The sequence below is a fragment of the Chryseobacterium urinae genome (genome assembly GCF_030518295.1).
Classification (GTDB): domain Bacteria; phylum Bacteroidota; class Bacteroidia; order Flavobacteriales; family Weeksellaceae; genus Chryseobacterium; species Chryseobacterium mucoviscidosis.
Genome location: NZ_JAULSJ010000014.1, coordinates 51,643 through 78,019, shown reverse-complemented (window position 1 = coordinate 78,019; position 26,377 = coordinate 51,643). Strand labels below are relative to the sequence as shown.

The 26,377-nt window shown below is 38.4% G+C and carries 12 protein-coding genes; 1 reads left to right on the top strand and 11 read right to left on the bottom strand.

The window, feature by feature from the left end; genetic code table 11:
• Positions 1-81: 81 nt before the first annotated feature.
• The gene (gene rpsB / locus QWT87_RS10905; RefSeq protein ID WP_302716102.1) at positions 82-843 is read left to right on the top strand and encodes a 30S ribosomal protein S2; all 762 of its coding nucleotides are present in this window, start codon (positions 82-84) and stop codon (positions 841-843) included.
• Between the two features lie 73 nt (positions 844-916).
• Here the strand turns inward: rpsB and QWT87_RS10900 are convergent, their stop codons facing one another.
• The 11 genes from QWT87_RS10900 to QWT87_RS10850 form a co-directional block, all read right to left on the bottom strand.
• Complete coding sequence (locus QWT87_RS10900) at positions 917-1,372, bottom strand: DUF6759 domain-containing protein (protein ID WP_302716101.1); 456 nt, start codon at positions 1,370-1,372, stop codon at positions 917-919.
• A 54-nt stretch (positions 1,373-1,426) separates the two neighbouring features.
• Positions 1,427-2,050, bottom strand: a complete 624-nt coding sequence (locus QWT87_RS10895) for a DUF6759 domain-containing protein (RefSeq protein WP_185209346.1) — start codon at positions 2,048-2,050, stop codon at positions 1,427-1,429.
• Between the two features lie 159 nt (positions 2,051-2,209).
• Entirely contained in the window at positions 2,210-2,887 is a 678-nt protein-coding gene (trmB, locus tag QWT87_RS10890; protein ID WP_076396342.1) for a tRNA (guanosine(46)-N7)-methyltransferase TrmB, read from the bottom strand.
• Between the two features lie 82 nt (positions 2,888-2,969).
• Positions 2,970-3,743: a DUF6759 domain-containing protein gene (locus QWT87_RS10885; protein ID WP_302716100.1), complete on the bottom strand. Its 774-nt coding sequence runs from the start codon at positions 3,741-3,743 to the stop codon at positions 2,970-2,972.
• A 235-nt stretch (positions 3,744-3,978) separates the two neighbouring features.
• Positions 3,979-4,767: a hypothetical protein gene (locus tag QWT87_RS10880; protein ID WP_302716099.1), complete on the bottom strand. Its 789-nt coding sequence runs from the start codon at positions 4,765-4,767 to the stop codon at positions 3,979-3,981.
• Positions 4,768-4,930: 163 nt separating this feature from the next.
• On the bottom strand, positions 4,931-8,332 hold the full coding sequence (locus tag QWT87_RS10875; RefSeq protein ID WP_302716098.1) for a T9SS type B sorting domain-containing protein: 3,402 nt from the start codon (positions 8,330-8,332) through the stop codon (positions 4,931-4,933).
• A gap of 119 nt (positions 8,333-8,451) precedes the next feature.
• Positions 8,452-11,271: a T9SS type B sorting domain-containing protein gene (locus QWT87_RS10870; RefSeq protein ID WP_288461677.1), complete on the bottom strand. Its 2,820-nt coding sequence runs from the start codon at positions 11,269-11,271 to the stop codon at positions 8,452-8,454.
• Between the two features lie 139 nt (positions 11,272-11,410).
• Positions 11,411-14,503 (bottom strand): T9SS type B sorting domain-containing protein, encoded by a 3,093-nt coding sequence (locus tag QWT87_RS10865; RefSeq protein ID WP_302716095.1) that lies wholly within the window; start codon positions 14,501-14,503, stop codon positions 11,411-11,413.
• Positions 14,504-14,640: 137 nt separating this feature from the next.
• Positions 14,641-17,724: a T9SS type B sorting domain-containing protein gene (locus QWT87_RS10860; protein WP_302716094.1), complete on the bottom strand. Its 3,084-nt coding sequence runs from the start codon at positions 17,722-17,724 to the stop codon at positions 14,641-14,643.
• Between the two features lie 81 nt (positions 17,725-17,805).
• Positions 17,806-21,165, bottom strand: a complete 3,360-nt coding sequence (locus QWT87_RS10855) for a T9SS type B sorting domain-containing protein (RefSeq protein ID WP_302716093.1) — start codon at positions 21,163-21,165, stop codon at positions 17,806-17,808.
• 196 nt (positions 21,166-21,361) lie between these two features.
• Positions 21,362-26,200 carry a T9SS type B sorting domain-containing protein gene (locus QWT87_RS10850; RefSeq protein ID WP_302716092.1) on the bottom strand — a complete coding sequence of 1,613 codons (4,839 nt, stop codon included), beginning with the start codon at positions 26,198-26,200 and terminating at the stop codon, positions 21,362-21,364.
• Between the last annotated feature and the right edge of the window lie 177 nt (positions 26,201-26,377).

Genomic DNA, 26,377 nt, shown 5'->3' with positions numbered 1-26,377 from the left:
TTAGCATCCAAACGCTTCTCCCATCTAAAGAAGTTGTTGATTGTTTAAAAGACGGAAAGTAAACTAACAAAAACAAAAAACATGGCAAAAGCAAATGTAAAAGACCTTCTAGAGGCTGGTGTACACTTCGGTCACATGACTAGAAAGTGGAATCCAAATATGGCTCCATACATTTTTATGGAGAAAAATGGTATTCACATTGTAGACTTACATAAAACAGCTGTTAAATTGGATGAAGCTTGTAACGCTTTAGAAAAATTAACTTCTGCAGGTAAAAAAGTTCTTTTCGTAGCTACTAAGAAGCAGGCGAAAGAAGTAGTTGCAAAACACGCTTCTGAACTTAATATGCCTTATATTACAGAAAGATGGCCGGGTGGTATGTTAACAAACTTTGTTACTATCAGAAAGGCTGTTAAAAAAATGAACTCTATCGACAAAATGAAAAAAGATGGAACGTTCGAAACTTTATCTAAAAAAGAAAGATTACAGGTAGACAGACAAAGAGCTAACCTTGAGAAGAACTTAGGTTCTATCGCTGACATGGTGAGACTTCCATCTGCTGTATTCGTAGTAGATATCATGAGAGAACACATCGCGGTAACTGAAGCTAAGAAATTAGGTATTCCGGTTTTCGGTATTGTTGATACCAACTCTGACCCAAGAAAAGTAGACTTCGTTATCCCAGGAAACGATGATGCTTCTAAATCTATCGATATGATTCTTAGCGTAGTTTCTGAATCTATCAAAGAAGGTCAGTCTCAGAGAAAAGCTGATAAAGAAAAATCTAAAGAAGAAGGAGAAGTAGTATCTGCTGATAAAGATACTGACTTTGATGCTGAATAATTAAAGATTTTCTTTAAAATACAAAGACCGCTAAATTTTAGCGGTCTTTTTTTGTTTTTAATAAAGCTTCCTGTTAATTTGAAAGCGTTACATTATAAGAAGAACTGATAAACTTAGTTTTCTGATACACCGAATTACAAACCATTCCGGAAATATTGTAATTCTGATTTTTAGGAACCATTGCCGAACCTATTTTGTTGGCGCCAATCGGAATTTTCTTGAAATAATTATTACCGCTAATCGTAAGAACCATATTGCAGCGGGAATTATTCTCAACAGTAATTGACGTATTCGGGCTGTCTTCGAAGCCGTTTAAAAGATCCGTTAAAACTGCCGCCGTTTCAGATTTGTACGTTTTTAGTAAAGTCTGATATTCTAATTCCGTTTGATTGGCAGTAGAGGTTCTGCTAACAGTACTTGAGTTTGTATGAGGATTTTTTACGGCACTGTTGTTTGTCCTGTAATGAGTAGTCTCACAACTGTTTAAGACAATGATGATCATAACCGTAAAAGAAAAAAGCTTTTTCATAACAAAATTTTCTTGGTGTAAATTTAAAACTTTTACTTACTCGCCCGTCATAATTTATTTTCCAGTCTGAACAGGATTATTAATGGTTAAAAAAATACTTTTTTTAATTTCTTTCTGTGAGGAATATAAAACATCACAGACATGGCTCGTTAAAGTATAACTTCCTTTATTAATCACAATAGAATTTTCTCCTTTCGCCGGTACTGCAAGATTATAGAAATCTTTTCCCTGAATTCTTAAAACGATATTACAGTCAGAATTATTTTTAAACAAAAGAATAACTTCTTTGCTGCTGATATCTTCATTAAACATCGCATTAAGCAGTTTTACTGTTTTCTCTTTATGTTCAGCGGGTGTAGAAGCAATCAGGCGTTTAAACTCCTCCGTTTCCGAGGCATTAGAATTCTTCATTAGGTTAGAAGAAATTTCGGAAATAACAGGTCTTGCTTCCATCGGTTTGGCATCCTTTTTTCCTTTGGTCCACTCCGAGTTTTTCAAGGCAATTATTTTAGATTTTAATACGTTTCTTTTAGGATCATCCGGATGTGCGGTTTTCAGGAAATCTTCAATTTCGCTGATGTTTTTACTTTCTAAAATATTCTGGGATTTATTTTGTTCCTGAACGCTGCTGCAGCATACGAGAATTCCCGTCGAAATAATCAACATTACTTTTTTCATAACTTATCTTTTTTGTGTTTATACGTGAAAATACAAGGATGTAAAATAGTACAGCCTTTAATTGTTTATGTGAATTTTATCACCTAAAAATTACCGATAAGTTAAATTTGTAAAGTGTCTGGAAATACTGAGTTTCTTTTCATCGTGTGTTTTTGTTTGTTAGTTAATTCTGAATTTAATATACGTTATTGTTTTCCCTTTTGCAGAGAAAAGCTCTTCATAATATGTTTTAATATCTCTTAGATGCGGTGTATTCGGATCATACTCCAAGGCTCCGTAAATATCGTGGTGTGCAGTAATTATTTCATAACCTGCCCCCTGTAAAAATCCTAAAGTGTAGCCGTGAAGAAATTCTGAATCTGTTTTTAAATGGATAATTCCGCCGGGTTTCAAGAATTTCTTATATCTTTCTAAAAAGTCAGGATGCGTTAATCTGTGTTTTGTACGCTTATATTTAATTTGTGGATCCGGAAATGTAATCCAGATTTCATCCACTTCATTTTCTCCGAAAAAATAATCAACGAGTTCAATCTGGGTTCTCAGAAAAGCCACATTTTTCATGTCGTTTTCTACAGCTTCCTTGGCTCCGAACCAGAATCTTGCTCCTTTAATATCAATTCCGATAAAATTTTTCTCAGGGAATGTTTTTGCAAGACCTACCGAATATTCTCCCTTTCCGCAGCCTAACTCCAAAACGATAGGATTGTCGTTTTTAAAGAAATCTGTTCTCCATTTTCCTTTAAGATCGAAACCATTTAAAGCATCTTCTCTAGTTGGCTGAATAACATTTGGTAATATCTTGTTTTCTGCGAATCTTGCTAATTTATTTTTACCCATGAGACATTTATAAAATCCTGCAAAAATAACTAATTTTAAGCAAATGCTTCATTTTTAAACCTGAAAATAACAGCTAACTGCGTTATTTTCTCATAGAACTTCCCAGTGCAACCATGATGGGTTTCTGGATGGTTTTCTGTGAGGCGTACTGAGCTCCGCAAACAATACTGGTGAAAAGATAATCACCTTTCTGTATCACAATCGAATTGTCGCCGTGCGAAGGAACAGGAAGCCTGTACTTCGTGGTCCCGATTCCTTCTATTCGTACAATAATATTACAGTCCGATTTATTTTCAATCATCACGATACATTCTTTCGCATTGGGGTCGTTATCGAAAAGAGAGTTTAGAATTTTTACCGTTTTGTTTTTATGTTCCGTCGGATTTTCCGCCATCAGCATATTAAATTCAGAAGCTTCCGCATCCGGAATGGCAACCACAGGTTTCGTGTTTGAAGATGTTGTGGAAGGAGCAGCAGGAGCAATGTATACGTTTTTAGGATTGCTTGGTGTGTACACTACCGCAGATTGACCCACCTGCAGTTCTTTCTGATATTTTGCAATCTGTTTCTGCTTGATGAGGGCATTCATCTCATCGAAAGATATTTTGGTAGAAGGTCTTCGCTTCAGCATAGCAAGCCAGTCCTGCATCTGTTTTACTTTCTGGTCACCGGGTTGCGCATTTTTTATGTATTCTTTCATCATTTCCATTACGCGGGGTTTAAGCACAGATCTTCGCGGATCATCGGGATGAGCATCTCTCAGAAAAGCATTAATTTCGTAAATATTTTTACTCTTTAAAATTTCACTGTAATCTTTCCCTTTCGACTGAGCGGAAAGAGTGATGCACAGAATCATACTAAAAAATATAAATAATTTTTTCATTCACTGCTATTAAAGTGTAAAAGTAAAATATTTTCTCGTTTAATTAATTTATTTTCAAGACATTAGTATCCAAAATTGCAGCGAAAATTACACCAACTGTAATAAACAATTAATTTTTTCTAAATTTAAAAATTATTTTAAGTAAAACAAAAAAATGTACATATCACTTGGAAAATGTACATTTTTTTTATTCGTATGATGGAGATTTCTATTTCAGAACATCCTGAAGGTGAGAATTTCTTAATCTTCTCTGGTAAATCGGAAGATATTTTTCTATAGGGATTTTTATCGCCTCAAAATTTCCGGCAAGAACATAAGGTTCGATATTTTCTGAAGTATAGACAAACTGCAGGAAGTTATCAATTAAGTTTTCAGGAATTTTGAATTTCGTAAAATAATCTTTTCCCAGATAATTTTTAATCTGCGTTACAGAATTATTCATTCTTTCGTAGGCTACATAACGTTGTTTTTTCTTTCTTTCTCCGGATAGAATATCATAAATGCTTTCCAGGCTGAAGGTAAGACCACCATCGCGAAGACCTGCAACAGGAAGCTGTGGCGGAGTTCCGTCACCTTTAGGTTCCGGAAGACCAATGACTTTTTTAATCGCTAAAGCCTTATCTTCTTTTCTGATTGAATTTACATCATAACGTAAGTTTCCGGTAGGCTTAAACCTGCTGATGATGACTTCCTGAATATCGTGATACGCCACTTTCAGTTCAACCAGATTTTTCTGATCTATCATCTGAGGCGTCAGCTTAATATCTTTTCGCTCTGTAATAATCGACGTGAAACGGATCACATCTCCCGGATTGGCAGAGATAGAAAAATCACCATTATAATCGCTTAAAACAGTTTTCAGGGTAGTAAGATTCGTAACATACATCTGGTTCAGATACAAAACAGAATTATCTTTTAGAAAAACTTCTCCGGAGTATGTTTGTGCGTTAATTTTTGCCAGAAAAACCAACAGCAGCAGAGTAAATAACTTCTTCATATAATACCGCAAAATTACGCAGAAAACCAACAAGCTATACCTATTTTAGTAGTGAAAACAGGTTAAAGTTATATTAAACTTTAATGAGGAATTGTTAATGAATGTTATAAGGATGCATTTAAATATAAAATGTGTGAAAATTTTTAATGATTTTTCATTCTGATTAATAATTCTTTACCAAAAGCCAACTCGTATATTTTACAGTAGTTGTGCCTCCAAATTCCGTCCAGCTTATGAAATACCAGTACGTTGCTGTGTTTACCAGTCTTCCTCCGACTCTTCCGTCCCAGGTAAATCTGTTGGAAGGCGCTCCTCGAAATACCTCTGCTCCATAACGGTCAAAAATTCTGAAAATAATATTGTCATTATTCATTAATTCAGAATAATTTATAGCATCATTATAGCCATCAAGATTAGGCGTAATTGTATTGATAAGATTAATAATAACAAATGGTCTGGTCACTTCCTCGCACTGATTGGTGTCTCGAATGTGGATAATATGATTTCCCCTCGGAACATTCATGAAAACATTTGAACTCTGCCAGTTTACGCCATCCAGAGAATATTCGTAAGGCGGAGTTCCACCGCTTGCTCCTATCGTTACGGTACTTCCGTTTATTTCAATCATCGTGATAACCGGAAGAGAAGATTCTGTAACGGTTACACTTTGTCTGTAAGTACAGCCTTCTGCAGTAAGATCTACCCAATAATTTCCGGGCGCAACATTTCCGATGGAAGAAGTTGTTGCTCCGGTACTCCACAAATAACTGTCGAATCCCGGTCCTGCATCTAAAGTCGTCAGTGTTTTAGGGCAAACTACTTTATCTTTCAGAATAAGTGACGATTTCGGAGTTTTTATCGTAACAGTAATTGAAGCAATATTTGGACAAACTCCGGATTTCTCAAATCTTATAAAAATAGTCTGCGTTCCTGATAAATTCATTGGATTTACAATCTGCGCCGTGCTGTTCTGAGCATCCGGAAGAGTAGGGTGAAAAGTCACGGTAACAGAAGGATCTGTTGTAAACTGACTGATATAAGGCATTAAATCAATTGATTTTGTACCGTCCAGATTATCATCACACATGGTGATGGCGTGTGTGGTTTTAATTAAAGAAATTTTATTTCCGATAACAAAAACAAGCGACTTTACAACAGGAGGACAGCCGTCCGGAGAATCTACTCTTATATAAATTGTAGTGGTAGTTGTGTATGACCAGTTATTCGGTAAAGTATTTGCGTTTCCGGCATTGGCATCTGCTAAGTTAGCGTAATATCTTACATTCGTAAAATAAGTCGGATTGTTTAAAACAAGAGGGGTGATGTTAGGCAGAATCACATTCACCACGCCGTCCAGATTATCATCACAAAAAGTTCCGGTATAATTATTAAGAACGTTGGCAAAAGGATAAAGATTAAGCGTAATCTGGGCAATGGCTTTACATCCAAGTGTATTTTTTACCACGGCATACACAATGGTTCCGTTTGTTGCGGTATAAGAATTCGTATTGGTAATTGCGGTTCCCGGAGTTTCGTTCTGGGCATCCAACAGATTCGTATAGTAGGTAATGGTTACTGGAGAATTGCTGGTAACATTGGCTGTTGTTAAATTAAATATTCCCTGTCCCGATCCGTTATCACAGACTTTTAATGTTGCATTATTCACCGTTAAAACCTGAATGTTAATGGTAACGGTTACAGTTTCGCAGTCAGGGAAATCGGGATTGTTTCCGCAGAAAGTATATGTGAACGTATCTGTTCCTGCAGTTCCGGGATTTGTAACGGTATAAGTAATAACTCCTGTTGTTGCATTTACGGTTGCTGTTCCTAAAGTCGGAGCCGTAAGCACGGCAACTGTTGATGGAACCGGAGTCTGGGTAGAACTGGTAAATGCAGGAGTAATTGTTTTTGTGGTACAGACATCATAGGTCGCGGTAGACAGTTTTGTACAGTTCTGTACCTTATACTGCGCCGTGATTAAAGGAGCACAGCTTCCCATTGTTACCGAACAGGTATAATAACCGGACTGAGTCGGTGAGTAAGAAGCTCCTGTTGCTCCCGGAATTAAAACTCCGCCAACGTACCATTGATAGGTGTCATAAATTACAGGATCTACTGTAAGAATAATTCCCGGAGCGCAGTCTCCTCCGGATTTTAAAATGACAGGCTGTGTGGGAAATCCTGCGAAAAATCCGCCATATCCTACCGCATCACTTCCTGCGTTGATTCCCGCTGTTATTGCTTTAGACGAAACAACGGTTACTGTTCCTGCAGTATTCGGGATGCCGTAAGTTACCCAGTTAAGAGTTCCCGTCATATTGAAAGGACCTGTTGAAATAGGAGGGGTAACTCCATTTACGGTAACTATTGCACCTCTTTCTGTGATGAGATTTAATTTTGTGGGAATATTTAAAATACCATTCGGATTCCCGTTGGAATACACAAAGTTTTCATCAATTAATCCAAGTTCGTTAATCTGTTTCGGTAAGTAACAGTTCAATGCAGGAATAAAATTGAATCCACCGGTTGCTACCTCATTTCCTGCGGTACTTGCACCTGCAAGAACCTGATAAATATAGACGTTTTTGGTTGTTTTAATGTATAAATTATAATGTCCGCTTCCCTGAAGCTGATATTTGGAGTCCGGAATCATAAAATACTGTCCCGTGTTTAAAGTGGCAACAGGAACAACTTCATTATTTACACGGATTTCCGTATTGTCTTCGGTGGCAATTACCAAAGCGCCTTCCATATTCGAACCGATGCTTCCGTTACCTTTTACCAAAGCAAATTCGTTTCCCAAACGATCTACAGGAACCGACTGATCCATGAGGATATCAGAACTCTGAGGATAGTTTCCTGCATATTGTCCGTTGAAGTTTCCATTGGTAACGTTAATGTTTTTATTAGCAGTAATTTTAGCACCTATAAATCCATCAAAATTTCCTGTAATATTTCCGATTCCGTCGATGATGTAGGATTGTCCTTTATTTAAATTGAAAGTAATCGTAGGATTCGTTGCTCCGGTGGTTCCGTTTGAAAACTGTACGGTGGGTTTGTATCCTGTTATGGTAACGGTGGTATTGTCTTCAGTAGCCAGAACACTCGTCATAAAATTCAGGATAGAATTACTTACAGAGAGGGGAGCATTGGCTGCGTAAAAAGTTTTTCCGGTGGAAGGAATTCCTTTGGATGTAATAATTTCAGCGTGATTAAATACTGAAAATCTGAGGTTGGCGTAGAAGGGAAATTCTGCTTTTACATAAAGTCCTTTTGTTGTTGGAGTAAAAAGATCTGTCTGCTGTGATGTAATAATATAATCTCTTAAAATATCAACTTTTTGAGGATTTCCTTTGCTGATCGTTACTGTAGCAATTAAAGTGTTGTTGTTATAAATTTCTACCGGAAAAGGGGTGGTGCGGTTAGTAGAAAGATATAATTTCTGATTGGGGTTTGAATTTCCGGTACGGTCTACCATGGGCGCAAACCAGTGTTCTCTATCCAATTGTGCCAGAGTAGAGGTGAAAAAGAGAAGTAAAAACAGAAAAGATAAAATTTTCTTCATTCAGATATTGCCTTTAACACAAATTTAATAATAAAAAGCATTCTGAGCTTAAAAAAATAAAAAAAACCATGATATCAAAATCATGGTTTTCAGAGTATTATTTAAAGAAATATATAAGCTTAATTTCTGTTTTTCACTAAGATCCATCCGGAATATTTAATCGGGGTCTGTTTGCCGTTTGGCTCGTTCCAGCTTACATCGTACCAGTAGTTTCCTGTAGGTATTTTTTTACCGCCTACTGAGCCGTCCCATTTATATCCGTTTTCCTTATTTCCTTCATGCATTTTTGTACCGTATCTGTCGTAAATATTGAACACAAGGTTTTTCTTGTTTCCTAAAGCAGAATAATCAATCATATCATTTACGCCATCTCCGTTCGGAGTAATCACGTTGATAAGATTCGGTACGGTAACTTCTACCTGCATTGGATTACAGTTGTAGGAATCTTTTACATAGAATGTATTGTTTCCTCTCGGAACATTGGTAAATACATTGGAATCCTGCCAATGAATATTATCAATAGAGTATTGATAAGGAGCTGTTCCTCCCAATACATTTACCGTAACGGTATTATTGGAAATATCAATGCTTGAAATAACAGGCTGCTCCGAAGCATAGACTTTTACCGTCTGTCTCGTTACACAATTTCCTGTTTTCAGATCTACCCAGTAAGTTCCTGTGGTAACGTTACTGATTGACTGTGTTGTTGCACCTGTACTCCATAAATACGCTGTAAATCCTGGACCTGCATCTAAAGTTGTCTTATTTTCGATACAGATAATCTTCTCCTGCAAAACGCTGGAATACACTGGTGGAAGAACAATTAAAGTAACTTTTGCTATTCTGAAACATCCGTTTGCGTTGCTTACTTTCACAAAAACGACTCCGTTGGGTGCAATATAGTTCGCCGGATTGAGGATTTCATTGGTTCCGAGCTGTGCATCCGTTAAAGAAGGATAATATTTTTTTGTAATTCCTGTAGTGGTAGATACAAGAGCCGTTGTAAGGTCAAATAATGCCGTAGCAGGATTAGACGGAATAAAACATGATCTCAGTGTTGCATCCGTTACAGTAGGGCTTGCAGAAACGGTAAACGTTAAAGTTACCTGCTCACAATCTGTAAAATCAGGATCGTTTCCACAGAATTTGTAAACTATTGTATCTGTACCTGTAAAACCAAAAGTTGGGGTATAAATAATTACTCCATTAGGATCAATAACAGCAGAACCATTTGCTGGAGGCGTAACAATCGTTACTGTACTCGGAACATACGTCTGTGTAGAATTTGTAAAGGCAGGAACTACTGCCTGATAACCCTCACAAACCGTAAGCGCTTTCGTAGACTGCTGAAGACAGGTATACACTTTATAGACAGGAGTTATTGCAGGAACACAAGATCCTACTGTAATTCTTACGGTGTAATTTCCTGCTACTGTCGGCGTATAACTGTTTGAATTGGCTCCCGGAATAGGATTTCCGTTCAGATACCACTGATAGGTTTCATAGCTGTCATCAACCTCAAGAACAATTCCCGGAATACAGTCTCCGGTTTGTTTTGTAATTAAAGGAATGGAAGAGAATCCCGCAAAATAACCTCCATAACCAGCCGTGCTGTAACCTCCATTCACTCCCGCAGTTACCGCTTTGGTGGAGGTTACCGTTACATTTCCGGTAATTCCTGTAATAGCATAAGTCACCCAGTTGGTGTTTCCTGTTAAAGGATAAGGTCCCTGCGCAGCGGTTGGAGTTGCTCCATTCACCGTAACAGCCGCTCCTGCTTCTGTAAGAATATTAAGCTTCATGGTTACCCCCGAAACACTTGGCATTTCGTTGATCTTTCCGATCTCATCAATTTTTCTCGGAAGGAAGCAGTTCAAAGGCGGAATATAATTGTATCCTCCGGTGTTATTTTCTGTTCCTACACCAACTAATTGATACAAGTATACATTTTTAGAAGTTGAAATAAACATATTGAAATGTCCGCTTGCTCCTCCCTGCTGAATATAATTGGTTTCATTAATTCTATACCATTCCCCTGCATTAATCGTTGCAATGGGAGCGGTGGCGCCGTTGATGAAAATCTGAGTGTTATCTTCTGTGGCTATCACAATTCCACCCTCCATGTTTTCGGCAGGAGCGGTAGATCTTGTTTTTACCATAGCAAATGTATTCCCCAGTCTTTCCACGGGAACCGACTGGTCCATAATTAAATCTGAACCACTTGAACTTAATGCTCCGAAATTACCGTTAGAACTTCCGTTGGTTAAGGTAATGGGTTTATCTGAAACTATTTTGGCTCCGATAAATCCCGTAAGATTTGCTGCGGTGCCATTATTTCCTGCCATGATGTAAGACTTCCCTTTGTTAAGGGTAAAAGTGTGGGTATTGGTTCCGGAAGGAGATCCTCCTAAAAAGACCAATCCTGAAGTATTCCATGTAACGGTAACCTGTGTATTGTCTTCCGTTGCAAGAATTCCCGCAGTAAAATTGTTGGAAGTGCCGGTTCCTGCATTGGTATTTGGTGGGTTGGCTACAAAGAATAATTTCCCGATTCCTGCTTTACCTTTGGATGTAATAATTTCTCCGTGTGAAGATTGTGCAGACCTCAATGTACAGTAAAAAGGCTTGTCTCCCTTCAGATAAATTCCTTTTGTAATGATCTGCAATGCTTCCGAAGCGGTTGTTGCGCTAATAAGATTGGCAGAAACAGTATACGATTGAGGATTTCCTTTGCTGATGGTAACGGTCGTTAGCAAAGTATTATTGTTATAAATTTTTACATCAAAAGGAGTGGTGGAGTCTGTTGAAAGATATAACGCATTGGTATATCCTGTTGTGGATGCATAATAAGGTGCAATCCAGTGCTCCGTATCCCTCTGTGCAAAAAGAGTACTCATGCCGAAAAGCATCAGTACAAAAGACAGTAGAATTTTATTCATAAATTGTTGAATTAGGATTCATGCAAAAATAATGGAATTTTCTAAACATATTCAAATTATGTTTTTAAATGTGATAATATATTGTCACAAAAAAGCCACGATTTTTGATCGTGGCTTTAAGATTCAGCTTTTGTATTGCTTAGTCAATATTTTTAACAAGGATCCATCCTGAATATTTAATTGGTGTTTTTTCCTTGTTGGGTTCGTTCCAGTTGATATGATACCAATAGGTTCCGGTAAGTATTTTCTTGTCGAAATGTTTACCGTCCCATTTGTAATTGTTGAATTTATCTCCTGTAAAAATTTTATTTCCATATCGGTCGTAGATCACGAAGCTTAAATTTTCCTTGTACGCCAGTTCGCTGTAATCTATGAAGTCATTTTTGTTGTCTCCGTTCGGCGTGATGGCATTTAATAAATTCGGAACCGTTACCTCCACAAAGATCGGGGTACAGTTGTAGGCATCTTTCACATAGAAAATATGCTGTCCTCTTGAAAGTCCCGTGAATACGTTAGAATCCTGCCAGTTTGTAGGCGAATCCACTGCATATTTATAAGGCGCTTTTCCTCCGGTTACTTTTACGGTTGCCGTATTGTTTGAAATTTCAATTTCCGAAATCACAGGATCTACTGCTTTTTTCACACTTACAAACTGCTTCACAGAGCATCCGTTGTCTTTAAGGATGACCCAGTAATCTCCTACCGGCACTCCTGATAATACCTGAGTGGTTGCTCCTGTATTCCACAGGTAAGACTGATATCCCGGTCCTGCGTCAAGATTTGTTCTTCCGTCGATACAGATAATCTTATCCACAAGAACCGTAGATCTTTTTGGAGGAATCACCACTAAGTTCGCTTTGGCAATTGCATAACATCCGTTGGAATTGTACACTCTGATGTAAACCGAAGCATTCCCTGAAACGTATGCTAAAGGATTCAGGATTTCATTGGTTCCGTTGCTTGCATCAACAAAAGTAGGATAATACTTTTTGGTAATCGGCGATTCTGTGGATACATTGGCAAGCGAAAGGTTAAATGCCGCTTTTGTTTCGTTATTTTCAAGATAACATTCGCTGATGGTGGCTTCAGTTACAACCGGAGTCGGAAGATAGGCTAAAGTAATTTTGGCATTTCCTGTACATCCTTCGTTGGTCGTCACTTTTACATAGACAATTCCTGCTGCGGAAAGATAATTGGCAGGAGTTGTAATTTCGTTGGTTGCTGCGTTCAGATCAGCAAGGGTAGGATAGAACTTCTTCACCACCGGTGAATATGTCGTTACATTAGCTGCGGTAAGATCAAAGAATCCTTTTCCGTTGTACTGACATGCTTTGATAGTTGTGTCCGTTAAAATAAATGGAACCACCGTCAGATTTAAAGTTACCTTTTCACAGTCAATAAATTCGGGCGCATTTCCGCAGAACTGATAAACAATAGTATCAGGACCTAAATATCCCGGATTCGGAATATAGGTAATCTGTCCTGCACCGTTTACCGTTGCCGTTCCGTTTGTCGGATAGGTAAGAATGGTTACCGTACTTGCCACCGGAGTCTGCGTTGTAGTGAACGAGAAAGCAGGAGTAATGACTTTCGTAGCACAGGCATTAAGAGCTGCTGTTGTATTTCTTACACAGGCAAAAACTTTATAGATGGGAGTGGTAACAGGCGGACATGTTCCCATGGTTACTTTCACGGTATAGTTTCCTGCTACAGTAGGCGTATAAACGTTTTGTGTTGCTCCGGTGATCGGGTTTCCGTTCAGGAACCACTGGTAGCTTTCATAGCTGTCATCAACCTCAAGGATAATCCCCGGAATACAGTCTCCTGTCTGTTTTGCAATTAAAGGAATAGAAGAGAATCCTGCAAAATACCCACCGTATCCTGCGGTGCTGTAACCTCCGTTTACTCCGGCTGTTACTGCTTTCGTTGAGGTTACCGTAACGTTTCCTGTCGGGTTATCAATAGCATAGGTTACCCAGTTGGTGTTTCCTGTTAAAGGATAAGGTCCCTGAGCGGCGGTTGGAGTGGTTGCCGGTCCACCGTCGATGCTGTACGTAACAGCGGCTCCTGTCTCTGTTAAAATATTTAATTTTAAAGTGATGCCTGAAATACCCGGCATTTCGTTGATCTTTCCGATCTCATCGATTTTTCTTGGAAGGAAGCAGTTTAAAGGCGGGATATAATTGTATCCTCCTGTATTGTTTGAAGTACCTACTCCTACTAATTGATACAAATATACATTTTTAGAAGTAGAGACTAACATATTGAAATGTCCGCTTGTTCCCTGCTGAATGTAATTCGTTTCATTAATTCTAAACCACTCTCCGGCATTGATTGTTGCTAGAGGAGTCGTTCCTCCATTCACAAATATCTGGGTATTGTCTTCTGTGGCTATCACAATTCCACCCTCCATGTTTTCGGCAGGAGCGGTAGATCTTGTTTTTACCATAGCAAAAGTATTCCCAAGTCTTTCCACGGGAACCGACTGGTCCATAATTAAATCTGAACCGCCCGAACCTCCTGCTCCAAAGTTTCCGTTGGCGCTTCCGTTGGTTAAACTAATGGGCTTATCTGAAACTATTTTGGCTCCGATAAATCCCGTAAGGTTTGCCGGAGTACTATTATTCCCGGCTAAAATATAAGATTGCCCTTTATTTAAAGTAAAGGTTTGAGTATTTCCTGTAAAAGTGGAGGGAGCACCTATGAACTGAATTCCTGAGGTTGTCCAGGTTACGGTAACTGATGTATTGTCTTCTGTAGCGAGAACTCCTGCTGTAAAATTGTTGCCCGATCCGGTTCCTGCGGTTGTATTGGGTGCATTAGCTGCAAAGAATAATTTCCCGATTCCTGCTTTGCCTTTCGAGGTTATGATTTCACCATGAGCGGTCTGAGCAGATCTTAGAGTACAGTAAAATGGCTTATCACCTTTCAGATAAAGCCCTTTATTGATTACAGTAAAAGCATCTGTTGTAGCTGTAGCTGTTATATTTACAAGAGGAACCGAATACGTTTGAGGATTTCCTTTGCTGATGGTAACAGTAGTAAGCAGTGCATTGTTGCTGTAGATTTTCACATCAAACGGGGTAGTAGAGTCGGTAGAAAGATATACAGCATTGGTATATCCTGTTGTGGATGCATAGTAAGGTGCGATCCAGTGCTCTGTATCCCTCTGTGCAAAAAGAGTACTTATGCCGAAAAGCATCAGTATAAAAGACAGTAGAGTTTTATTCATAATTATAGAATTAGGATTCTTGCAAAAATAACAGAATATTTAATATGTTCTTAATAATATTTCCAAAAAAATGATTATAAATACGTAAAAAAGCCACGATTTTTGATCGTGGCTTTAAGATTCAGCTTTTGTATTGCTTAGTCAATATTTTTAACAAGGATCCAACCTGAATATTTAATCGGTGTTTTTTCCTTGTTGGGTTCGTTCCAGTTGATATGATACCAATAGGTTCCGGTAAGTATTTTCTTGTCGAAATGTTTACCGTCCCATTTGTAATTGTTGAATTTATCTCCTGTAAAAATTTTATTTCCGTATCGGTCGTAGATCACGAAGCTTAAATTTTCCTTGTATGCCAGTTCGCTGTAATCGATGAAGTCATTTTTATTATCCCCATTCGGCGTGATGGCGTTTAACAAATTCGGAACCGTTACCTCTACAAAGATCGGGGTACAGTTGTAGGCATCTTTCACATAGAAAATATGCTGTCCTCTTGAAAGTCCCGTAAATACATTAGAATCCTGCCAGTTGGTAGGCGAATCCACGGCGTATTTATAAGGTGCTTTTCCTCCGGTTACTTTTACCGTTGCTGTATTGTTTGAAATTTCAATTTCTGAAATCACAGGATCCACTGCTTTTTTCACGCTTACAAACTGTTTTACGGAACATCCGTTGTCTTTAAGAATAACCCAGTAATCTCCTACCGGAACTCCTGATAATACCTGAGTGGTTGCTCCTGTGCTCCACAGGTAAGACTGGTATCCCGGTCCTGCATCAAGATTCGTTCTTCCGTCGATACAGATGATCTTATCCACGAGAACCGTAGATCTTTTCGGAGGAATTACCACTAAGTTTACTTTGGCAATTGCATAACATCCGTTGGAGTTGTATACTCGGATGTAAACCGAAGCATTTCCGGAAACATATGCTAAAGGATTCAGGATTTCATTGGTTCCGTTGCTTGCATCAACAAAAGTCGGATAATACTTTTTGGTAATCGGCGATTCTGTGGAAACATTGGCAAGCGAAAGATTAAACGCTGCTTTTGTTTCATTGTTTTCAAGATAACATTCGCTGATGGTAGCTTCTGTTACCACCGGAGTCGGAAGATAAGCCAGAGTTATTTTAGCATTTCCTGTACATCCTTCATTGGTGGTTACTTTTACATAGACAATTCCTGCTGCGGAAAGATAATTGGCAGGAGTTGTAATTTCGTTGGTTGCTGCGTTCAGATCAGCAAGGGTAGGATAGAATTTCTTCACCACCGGTGAATATGTCGTTACATTAGCTGCGGTAAGATCAAAGAATCCTTTTCCGTTGTACTGACATGCTTTGATGGTTGTGTCCGTTAAAATAAATGGAACCACCGTAAGATTTAAAGTTACCTTTTCACAGTCAATAAATTCGGGTGCATTTCCGCAGAACTGATAAACAATAGTATCAGGACCTAAATATCCCGGATTCGGAATGTAGGTAATCTGTCCTGCGCCGTTTACTGTTGCTGTACCGTTTGTCGGATAGGTAAGAATGGTTACCGTACTTGCAACAGGCGTCTGTGTTGTGGTGAACGAGAAAGCGGGAGTAATGACTTTCGTTGCACAGGCATTAAGAGCTGCTGTTGTATTTCTTACACATGAAAAAACTTTATAGATGGGAGTGGTAACCGGCGGACAGGTTCCCATGGTTACTTTCACGGTATAGTTTCCTGCTACGGTAGGCGTATAAACGTTTTGTGTTGCTCCGGTGATCGGGTTTCCGTTCAGGAACCACTGGTAGGTTTCATAGCTGTCGTCAACCTCAAGAATAATCCCCGGGACACATTCGCCTGTTTTTTTCGCAATAATAGGAATGGAAGAGAATCCTGCGAAATATCCTCCATAACCTGCAGTGCTGTATCCTCCGTTTACTCCGGCTGTTACTGCTTTCGTTGAGGTTACTACTACATTTCCTGTCGGGTTATCAATAGCATAGGTTACCCAGTTGGTGTTTCCTGTTAAAGGATAAGGTCCCTGAGCGGCGGTTGGAGTGGTTGCCGCTCCGCCGTCGATGCTATACGTAACGGCAGCACCTGCTTCAGTTAAGATGTTTAACTTTAAAGTAACTCCGGAAACACCCGGCATTTCGTTGATCTTTCCGATCTCATCGATTTTTCTTGGAAGGAAGCAGTTCAAAGGTGGAATATAATTGTATCCTCCATTGTATGAGAATCCCTGAATTCCTATAAACTGATATAAATAAACATTTTTGGAAGTTGAAATGAACATATTAAAATGTCCGCTTCCTGCAGTTTGTTCTACGTAGCTTGTCTCGTTAATTCTATACCATTCGCCTTCATTAATTGTGGCAACAGGTGTTGTGGCTCCATTAATAAAAATCTGGGTATTGTCTTCTGTGGCAATAACAATTCCACCTTCCATGTTCAGGGCTGGATTGGTTGCTTTGGTTTTTACCATGGCAAAAGTATTCCCCAGTCTTTCCACCGGAACCGACTGATCCATAATTAAATCTGAGCCATCAGAAGTATTTGTTGCAAAGTTTCCGTTAGCATTTCCATTCGTAAGGGTTACAGGTTTATCTGAAACTACTTTAGCACCGATGAAGCCATTTAAATTAGCAGAGGTTAAATGATTTCCGGCTAAAATATAAGATTGTCCTTTATTTAAAGTAAAGGTTTGTGAATTTCCTCCGGGAGTACCTCCGATAAAAACTAAACCTGCAGTATTCCATGATACGGTAACCGATGTATTGTCTTCGGTAGCCAGAATTCCTGCTGTAAAATTATTACCGGAACTGCTTGCTGTACTGGGAGTTGCTGCCACATAGAATTTTTTTCCTATTCCTGCCTTACCTTTAGAGGTAATGATTTCTCCATGCGCCGTCTGAGCGGATCTTAAAGTACAGTAAAACGGTTTGTCTCCTTTAAGATATAAACCTTTTGTACCTACTGTAAAGGCATCTGCGGTAGTTGTCCCATTGATGAGATTAGCGGCGATAGCATACGAAACGGGTGCTCCTTTTGCAACCGAAACCGTCTGAATAAGGTTATTGTTATTGTATATTCTTACATCAAACGGAGTTGTTGAATCCGTAGAAAGATATACAGCATTGTTATATCCTGTAACCGATGTATAAAACGGAGCAATCCAGTGATCGGTGTCTCTTTGGGCAAAAAGCGTGTTAATCGTACAAAATATCAATACGAAAGACAGTAGAAATCTTCTCATATACAATTAATTATGATTTCTACAAATTTAAAATAATATTTAATAAATGTTAACGAAAAATAAAAGAAAGTTTAAAAATTATTAACGATTCTTAATTAATAGCCATCCGGAGTATGAAACCGGTAATTTTGTGTCAGGTTCATTCCATTTTAATAAATACCAGTATGTGCCTGTTGATAAGGGTCTGCCATTAATTTTTCCGTCCCAGGTATAATTTTTATCAGATGATCTGTATACGGGAGCTCCGTAACGATCTACGACTTCGATTGAAACATTTTGTTTAATTCTTAAGTCGGAATAATCCAGTACGTCGTTAAGTCCGTCTCCGTTCGGCGTAATCGCATTGATAAGATTTAACACTAAAAATTCTTTAATAACCGGAGAGCATCCGTCTTTACTTAAAACATAAACAGTATGCATTCCTCTGGAAAGACCTGTAAAAATATTAGATGTCTGATAGTCTATTCCGTTTAATGAATATTGGTACGGAGGAGTTCCTCCGGTAACGGTAATGGTAGCGTTATATCCTGAAACTTCAATTTTAGAAATAACGGGAGATTCAGCAGTTGTGATCTTCACATACTGTCTGTACACGCATCCGTTAAATCCAAGATCTACATAATAATTTCCCGCTCCCGCAATGATAGATTGTGTAGTGGCTCCGGTACTCCAGGAATAGGAAGTAAATCCTGAACCTGCATCTAATGTTGTTGTATCGTTAAGACATACTACTTTATCGACAAGTAGGGTAGATTTTTTTGGTGTTTTTAAATTGATTGTTAAAACGCCTGTACTCGGACATTCTGTAGCGGAAGTGAACCTGATGTAGAAAGTATTGCTAAGAGCAGAAATATTCTGGTTCGGTGAAATTGCATTAGTTCCCGCTTGTGCATTAGCCAGTGTAGAGTAGAATGTAAGACTTACTCCTGCATTCGCAGTAAAAAGATTTTTATAATCATTTAAATTTACCATTTCAGAACCACTGATATCACTGTCGCAAACATCTGTTGCAGCATTTCCTGTAATTAAGGTAATTCTGTTTCCTATGGTAAAATTAATCTGACCAAAAACAGCAGGGCAGCTTCCGGTAAGCGCGTCTACTCTCACACAAACAGTTGTGTTGGCTGTATAGGTCCAGTTTGCAGGAAGTGTATTATTATTACCTGCATTTGCATCTGACTGAAGTAAATAATATCTTACATTGAAATTTGCAGAATTGGTTACAATAACAGGAGTAATACTTGAGAAATTTACATTCACGATGCCATCAAAATTATCATCACAAAGCGTTGCATTATAATTACTCGTATTGATGTTTGGAGATGGAGTAGTGGTTAAATTGATTTGTGCTACTTTTGTACATCCATACGATGATGTTACGTTTGCGTAAATCGTTCCGGCCGGTCCCGAATAAGTTGTCGGTACTGCAATCGGAGTTCCTGTTAATGCTGCATTCGTGAAATACTGTACCGTAGTTCCCGAATCTGGTGTTACATTAGCCGTAGTTAAGTTAAACGTCCCGTTTCCGCTGATATCTGCACATGAAGTTAACGATGTATTTGTAGTCTGTAAAACATCTGTATTGATGATAATTTTAAAATATTCAAAACTTGCAGGGCTTCCGTTTCCTTCTATATAGTAAATGAAACTATCTGTTGTATCTGCTGTAAGTCCTGCATTGGGAGTATAGGTAATTTGCCCCGTTGCAGAATTAACGGTTGCTGTTCCGGAAGTAGGAGCTAAAATAATGCTTGTATTACCCGGAACAATAGCCTGTGTAGAATTTGTGAATACTGGTGTAATCACTTTTGTATTGCATGAACCAATGTTATACGTTGTCGTTGTGATCGGAGGACACAATGTATAGGAATAGGCATCAGTAAGCAAAGAACCACAATTGTTTTTAGAAACCATACAGGTGTAGTTTCCTGCGCCGTATAATTCGGGATTGACGGAATATGAAGTGGCTCCCGGAATAGGATTTCCATTCAGATACCATTGATAATTATCGTAAGTGTTATCTACCTGAAGCAAAATTCCGAGATAGCAATCTCCGGTTTTTGAAATTACAGGGACAGAGGAAAACCCTGCAAAATAACCTCCGTAACCTACCGCTCCGCTTCCTGCTGCAATTCCTGCGGTTACAGATTTGGTAGAATTTACGGTAACAGTTCCTGTAATATTAGGAACAGTATAGGTAACCCAGTTAGGATTTCCGTTCACAGGATAAGGTCCGTTAGCTGTAGCAATCGGATTTCCGTTTAAAGTTACGGTTGCTCCGGTTTGGGTGATAATGTTGAGGCGGGTATTAAATGTCTGATTCCCGATTTGATTGATAAATCCTATTTCATCTACTTTATTGGGCATAAAGCAACTCAAAGGCGGGATGAAATTCATTCCACCTGTAGCATATTCATTGCCTCCGGTTGTAGAAGAAACTCCTGCTAATAGCTGATAAACATAGATGTTGTTATTGGCAGAAATGCTCATGTTATAATTATCTCCGGTTCCGTGCTGTATATAATTATTACTTGGAACCATGTAATATTGTCCCTCATTCAGTGTAATTCCTGTAGCAATGCCGTTAATTGTAATTTGAGTGTTGTTTTGTGTGGCTACAATCAGGGCAGTTTCCATTTCGGAAACTACGGTTCCGTTTCCTTTTACCACAACAAATTCTTTTCCCAGTCTGTCTATAGGAGCTGCCTGATCCATAAGGATATCGTTGTTGGTGAAATTTAAATTGGTATAAATTCCGTTAAAATTTCCGTTGGTAACAGAAATCGGTTTCGAAGATTGAATTTTCGCCCCGATTAACCCATCAAGATTCACTGCCGAATCTGTACTTAAAGCATCTACGATATAGGATTCTCCTTTATTTAAGGTAAATGTTTTTGTTGGGCTTGAGGAGCCATCTGAGAAAACAACATTCGGATTATATCCTGATATCACAACCGAAGTATTGTCTTCCGTAGCAGTAACTCCTATGGTAGAGTTTACATAAGTTGCAGCACCTGTTATTGGTGCCATTCCTACGTAGAACGTTTTTCCTAATCCGGCTAAACCTTTAGAGGTAATAATTTCAGCGTGATTGGGAACCGAAAATCTATAATTGGCAAAGAATTTTTTTGTTCCTTTCAGGTAAACTCCCATTGAATTCGGACTAAATAAATCCGATGGATTAGTAGTGATTAAAAAACTGTTTGGAATACTTACCTGAGCGGGATTTCCTTTACTAACCTGTACTGTGGTATAAAGAGCATTGCTATTATAAATTTGCACACTGAAGGGAGTGGTTTCATTGGTGGATAAATATAAATATCCCTGAAGATTCCCTGTACCAGACTTTGAAGCCATCGGAGCAAACCAATGATCGGTGTCAAGCTGTGCATTGAATAATAGACAAAGAAATGTACAAATGGTTAGTAAAAGTTTTTTCATATTTCTCAATAAGGGATGCAAATGTAAGTATTAAAAGTCAATTTTTTATATAAATTTTAATTAGTAATTTCTATAATTATGAATATTGTTGAATATTTAATATTTTTTTAATAATTGAAAAGATATTTAAATATTAATAAAAAATCCTGATGATTTTAATTCATCAGGATCAGTGGTATAGTGTAAAGTAAAAAAGTTATTCTCTGTTTTTTATCAAAATCCATCCGGAATAAGAAACCGGAAGTTTTGTATCGGGTTCAATCCATTTTAAAATATACCAGTAAGTTCCTGTCGGAAGAGGTCGCCCTCCTGATTTTCCGTCCCAGATATAGCTTTTATCTGTAGATTTATAAACAGCAGCTCCATATCTGTCAGAAATTTCAATCGACACGTTTTGTTTTATTTTCAGATCAGAGTAATTGAGAACATCATTGATGCCGTCTCCGTTCGGGGTAATTGCATTGATAATATTTACAATTAAAAACTCCTTAATCACAGGTGAACAGCCATCTTTTCCAAGTACATAAACGGTATGAATTCCTCTTGAAAGACCCATAAATGTATTGGAAGTCTGATAATCTATTCCGTTTAACGAGTACTGATAAGGAGGAGTTCCGCCTGTAACATTTACAGTCGCATTAGAAGCTGTTACGTTGATGCTGGTAATTGTCGGAGCCTGTGATGTTGTTACATTAACAAACTGACGGTAAACACAACCGTTAAAACCTAAATCTACATAATACGTTCCCGCACCGGCAAGAATGGTCTGAGTCGTTGCTCCTGTACTCCAAGTGTAAGAACTGAATTCCGCACCCGGATCCAATACCACTTTTTCTGTAGAACAAACCACTTTGTCAGTAAGCTGACTGGATTTTTTAGGCGATTTAAGCGTTACATTAATTATTCCTGTATTCGGACATTCAGTTCCGCTTACAAATCTTACATAGAACGTTTTTGGCGAAGTAATGGTTTGGTTTGCAGGAATTGTATTAATACCGTTTTGAGCATCTGCTAAAGTGGCATGAAAAGTTAAAGTAATGGCAGGATTAGTGGTAAATAAATTTTTATAGTCATTAAGATTTACGTTTTCAGAACCGTTAAGATCATTATCGCAAATATCCATATTCACGACGTTGGTAAGCAACGTAATTTTATTTCCGATTTTAAAATTGATTTGCCCGAAAGCCGGAGGACAGCTTCCTCCCGCTGTATCTACTCTTACATAAACGGTTGTATTTGCTGTATACGTCCAGTTTACAGGCAGAGTGTTACCATTTCCGGCATTTGCATCTGCCTGATTCAAATAATATCTTACCGTAAAATTCCCAGTATTGGTAACAATCTGAGGGGTTACGGTTGAAAAATTCACGTTAACGATTCCGTCAAAATTATCATCACAAAGACTGGCGTTATAATTTGCCGTATTGATATTTGGCGATGGAGTGGTTGTTAAAGTGATCTGTGCCTGTCTGGAACATCCATTCGCAGAAGTGATATTTGCATAAATAATTCCCGCCAGTCCTGAATAATTCGCCGGGTTTGCAATCTGTCCGGTTAAATTAGAATTGGTAAAATAAGTTACCGTAACTCCCGGATCAGAAGAAACATTTACAGAAGTCAGATTGTAAGTTCCGTTTCCGTTGGTTCCTGCGCACGAAGATAAAGTGGCATTCGTAACATTGGGCAAAGGATTTACCGTTAAAGTAATCTGAGCTGCTTTTGAACAGCCTGCTGCGGAAGTTACATTTGCATAAATAATTCCAGAAGCTCCCGAATAATTCGCAGGATTTGCAATCTGTCCGGTTAAATTAGAATTGGTAAAATAAGTTACTGTAACTCCCGGATCAGAAGAAACGTTAGCTGAAGTTAAATTGAAAGTTCCGTTTCCGTTGGTTCCTGCGCAAGACGTTAAAGTCGCGTTATTCGTGTTGGGTAAAGAATTTACCGTTAAAGTGATCTGAGCGGTTTTCGAACATCCGTTTGCAGAAGTCACGTTCGCATAAATAATTCCTGATGGACCTGAATAGGTTGCAGGATTAGTTATTTGTCCTGTCAAATTTGAATTCGTAAAATACGTTACCGTAACTCCCGGATCAGAAGAAACGTTGGCTGAAGTTAAATTGAATATTCCGTTTCCACCTGTTCCTGCACAGGAAGCTAGAGAAACATTATTAACATTCGGAGAAGGATTTAAAGCTAAAGTAATCTGTGCCTGTCTGGAGCATCCATTCGCAGAAGTAATGTTTGCATAAATAATTCCCGCCGGTCCTGAATAATTCGCAGGGTTTGTAATCTGTCCGGTTAAATTTGAATTGGTAAAATAGGTTACCGTCACTCCCGGATCAGAAGAAACGTTAGCTGAAGTTAAATTAAACGTTCCGTTTCCGTTGGTTCCTGCGCACGAAGATAAAGTGGCATTCGTAACATTAGGCAAAGGATTTACCGTTAAAGTAATCTGAGCTGCTTTTGAACAACCTGTCGCAGAAGTTACATTGGCATAAATAATTCCGGAAGCTCCCGAATAGTTCGCAGGATTTGTAATCTGTCCGGTTAAATTAGAATTGGTAAAATAAGTTACTGTAACTCCCGGATCAGCAGAAACGTTGGCTGAAGTTAAATTAAACGTTCCGTTTCCGTTGGTTCCGGCACAAGATGTTAAAGTTGCGTTATTCGTATTGGGTAAAGAATTTACCGTTAAAGTGATCTGAGCAGTTTTGGAACATCCGTTTGCAGAAGTCACATTCGCATAAACAATTCCTGAAGGACCTGAATAGGTTGCAGGGTTGGTAATTTGTCCTGTCAAATTTGAATTTGTAAAATACGTTACCGTAATTCCCGGATCAGAAGAAATATTGGCTGAAGTTAAATTGAACGTTCCGTTTCCACCTGTTCCCGTACATGAAGCCAGAGAAACATTATTAACATTCGGTAAAGCATTTAAAGCTAATGTAATCTGAGCGGTTTTTGAACAACCGTACTGTGAAGTCACATTGGCATAAACAGTTCCTGCCGGTCCGGAATACGTTGCAGGATTGGTAATCTGTCCGGTTAAATTTGAATTGGTAAAATAGGTTACCGTCACTCCCGGATCAGAAGAAACGTTAGCTGTGGTTAAATTATAAATTCCGTTTCCGTTGGTTCCTGCACAGGATGCTAAAGAACCGTTGTTTACCTGTAAAACATTTGTATTAATAATGATTTTAAAATATTCAAAATCGAAAGGATTTCCATTTCCCTGAACATAATAAATGAAATTATCAGTAGTATTTGTTGCAGAAGGATTGGGGGTATAAGTAATTTGTCCTGTTGCTGGATTTACCGTAGCAGTTCCCGATGTTGGCGGTGAAATGATACTGGTAAGCGATGGAACGATGGTCTGTGTAGAATTCGTAAACGCGGGAGTAATCACTTTTGTGTTACAAGACCCGATATTGTAGGTTGTTGTAGAAATCGGAGGACATAAAGTATAGCTGTAAACTCCTGTTAATCTGGTTTCGCAGTTGTTTTTTGTAATTAAACAGGTATAATCTCCGGCTCCGTATAATTCCGGATTGATTGAGAAAGAAGTGGCTCCCGAAATTGGATTTCCGTTTAAAAACCATTGGTAAGTATCGTAATTGTTATCAACCTGTAAAAGAATTCCTGCGTAGCAGTCGCCGGTTTTTGTAATCGCCGGAACAGATGAAAACCCTGCAAAATATCCACCGTAACCTACCGCGCCGTTTCCGGCAGCAATTCCTGCCGTAACAGGAAGGGTGGAATTTACCGTGACATTTCCGTTAACGCCCTGAAGAGAATAGGTTACCCAACCCGGATTACCCGTTACTGGATAAGGTCCGCTGATCGCGCCGATGGCACTTCCATTAAACGTTACATTAGCTCCGGTCTGGGTAATGATATTAAGTTTGGTATCAAAAGAATTGCTTCCTATTTTATTGATAAAGCCGATTTCGTTAATTTCTTTTGGTAAAAAACAGCTTAAAGGAGGGATGAAATTCATTCCTCCGGTTGCATATACCGTACTTCCTGAAGTTCCTGCAAGAAGCTGATAAACATAGACATTATTATTGGCAGAAATACTCATGTTGTAATGTCCGTTCCCCTGATTGATATAGCTGGTTCCCTGAACAATGTAATATTGTCCTGCATTCAGTGTAACACTTCCTAAAAGGTTTCCGTTTACGGTAAGTTTGGTATTATTTTCCGTGGCGATCACCAAAGCAGCTTCCATTCCGGAATTGGCAGGTCCGTTTCCTTTTACCAAAGCAAATGTTTTTCCTAATCTTTCCACAGGAACAGCCTGATCCATCAGAATATCCACATTGCTGTTGTTTTGGGTGGTATAAATACTGTTGAAATTACCGTTGGTTACCGAAATAGGTTTATTCGCCGTAATTTTTGCGCCAACTAATCCTGTTAAATTGCTTGAGGATAAATCGCTTTGCGCTTCAATGATATATGATTTCCCTTTATTGATGGTAAAAGTTCTTGAGGGTGATGAAGTACCGTCAGAGAAAATAACGTTCGGATTGTAACCGGATAATGTTACGGTAGTGTTGTCTTCCGTTGCAATAAATCCAATGGTTGAATTAACGTAAGGTTTTGCGGTTGTATTCGGGGCAGCGCTTACGAAAAAGTTTTTCCCGATTCCTGCCAAACCTTTGGAAGTGATGATTTCTGCCTGATTGGGAACTGCAAATCTGAAGTTGGCAAAGAATTTTTTAGAACCTTTTACCTGTAATCCCATTGATCTCTGTGTAAAAAGATTGGATGGAGTAGAGGCAATCATATAATTACTCGGAATGGTAACCTGTACCGGATTGTTTTTACTCACCTGAACGGTAGAAAACACCGTATTGTTGTTGTAAATCTGAACCGAAAACGGAGTCGTTTCATTGGTGGATAAATACAGGTAGCATTCCGGAGTACCCTGAAGAGAACTTGCCGACATTGGCGCAAACCAGTGTTCTGTATCCAGTTGGGCATTAAGAATTAAATAAAAAAAAGAGCAAAAGATTAATAGAAATTTTTTCATGTCTAATAATAAGGGCTGCAAATCTAAGCATTAATAATCAATTTTTTATGATGATTTTTATCCAAATAACTCCATTTGATGTAAATTTTAAATATTTAATAATGGGTTAATATTTAGACGGTTTTGTTATTTTTAAGCACAAAAAATCCCGATGAAAAAATCACCGGGATCAATATT

Excerpts from the sequence above, each read along its gene's own strand:
- rpsB (WP_302716102.1), top strand. The coding sequence starts at position 82 with ATGGCAAAAGCAAATGTAAAAGACCTTCTAGAGGCTGGTGTACACTTC.
- QWT87_RS10900 (WP_302716101.1), bottom strand. The coding sequence starts at position 1,372 with ATGAAAAAGCTTTTTTCTTTTACGGTTATGATCATCATTGTCTTAAAC.
- QWT87_RS10895 (WP_185209346.1), bottom strand. The coding sequence starts at position 2,050 with ATGAAAAAAGTAATGTTGATTATTTCGACGGGAATTCTCGTATGCTGC.
- trmB (WP_076396342.1), bottom strand. The coding sequence starts at position 2,887 with ATGGGTAAAAATAAATTAGCAAGATTCGCAGAAAACAAGATATTACCA.
- QWT87_RS10885 (WP_302716100.1), bottom strand. The coding sequence starts at position 3,743 with ATGATTCTGTGCATCACTCTTTCCGCTCAGTCGAAAGGGAAAGATTAC.
- QWT87_RS10880 (WP_302716099.1), bottom strand. The coding sequence starts at position 4,767 with ATGAAGAAGTTATTTACTCTGCTGCTGTTGGTTTTTCTGGCAAAAATT.
- QWT87_RS10875 (WP_302716098.1), bottom strand. The coding sequence starts at position 8,332 with ATGAAGAAAATTTTATCTTTTCTGTTTTTACTTCTCTTTTTCACCTCT.
- QWT87_RS10870 (WP_288461677.1), bottom strand. The coding sequence starts at position 11,271 with ATGAATAAAATTCTACTGTCTTTTGTACTGATGCTTTTCGGCATGAGT.
- QWT87_RS10865 (WP_302716095.1), bottom strand. The coding sequence starts at position 14,503 with ATGAATAAAACTCTACTGTCTTTTATACTGATGCTTTTCGGCATAAGT.
- QWT87_RS10860 (WP_302716094.1), bottom strand. The coding sequence starts at position 17,724 with ATGAGAAGATTTCTACTGTCTTTCGTATTGATATTTTGTACGATTAAC.
- QWT87_RS10855 (WP_302716093.1), bottom strand. The coding sequence starts at position 21,165 with ATGAAAAAACTTTTACTAACCATTTGTACATTTCTTTGTCTATTATTC.
- QWT87_RS10850 (WP_302716092.1), bottom strand. The coding sequence starts at position 26,200 with ATGAAAAAATTTCTATTAATCTTTTGCTCTTTTTTTTATTTAATTCTT.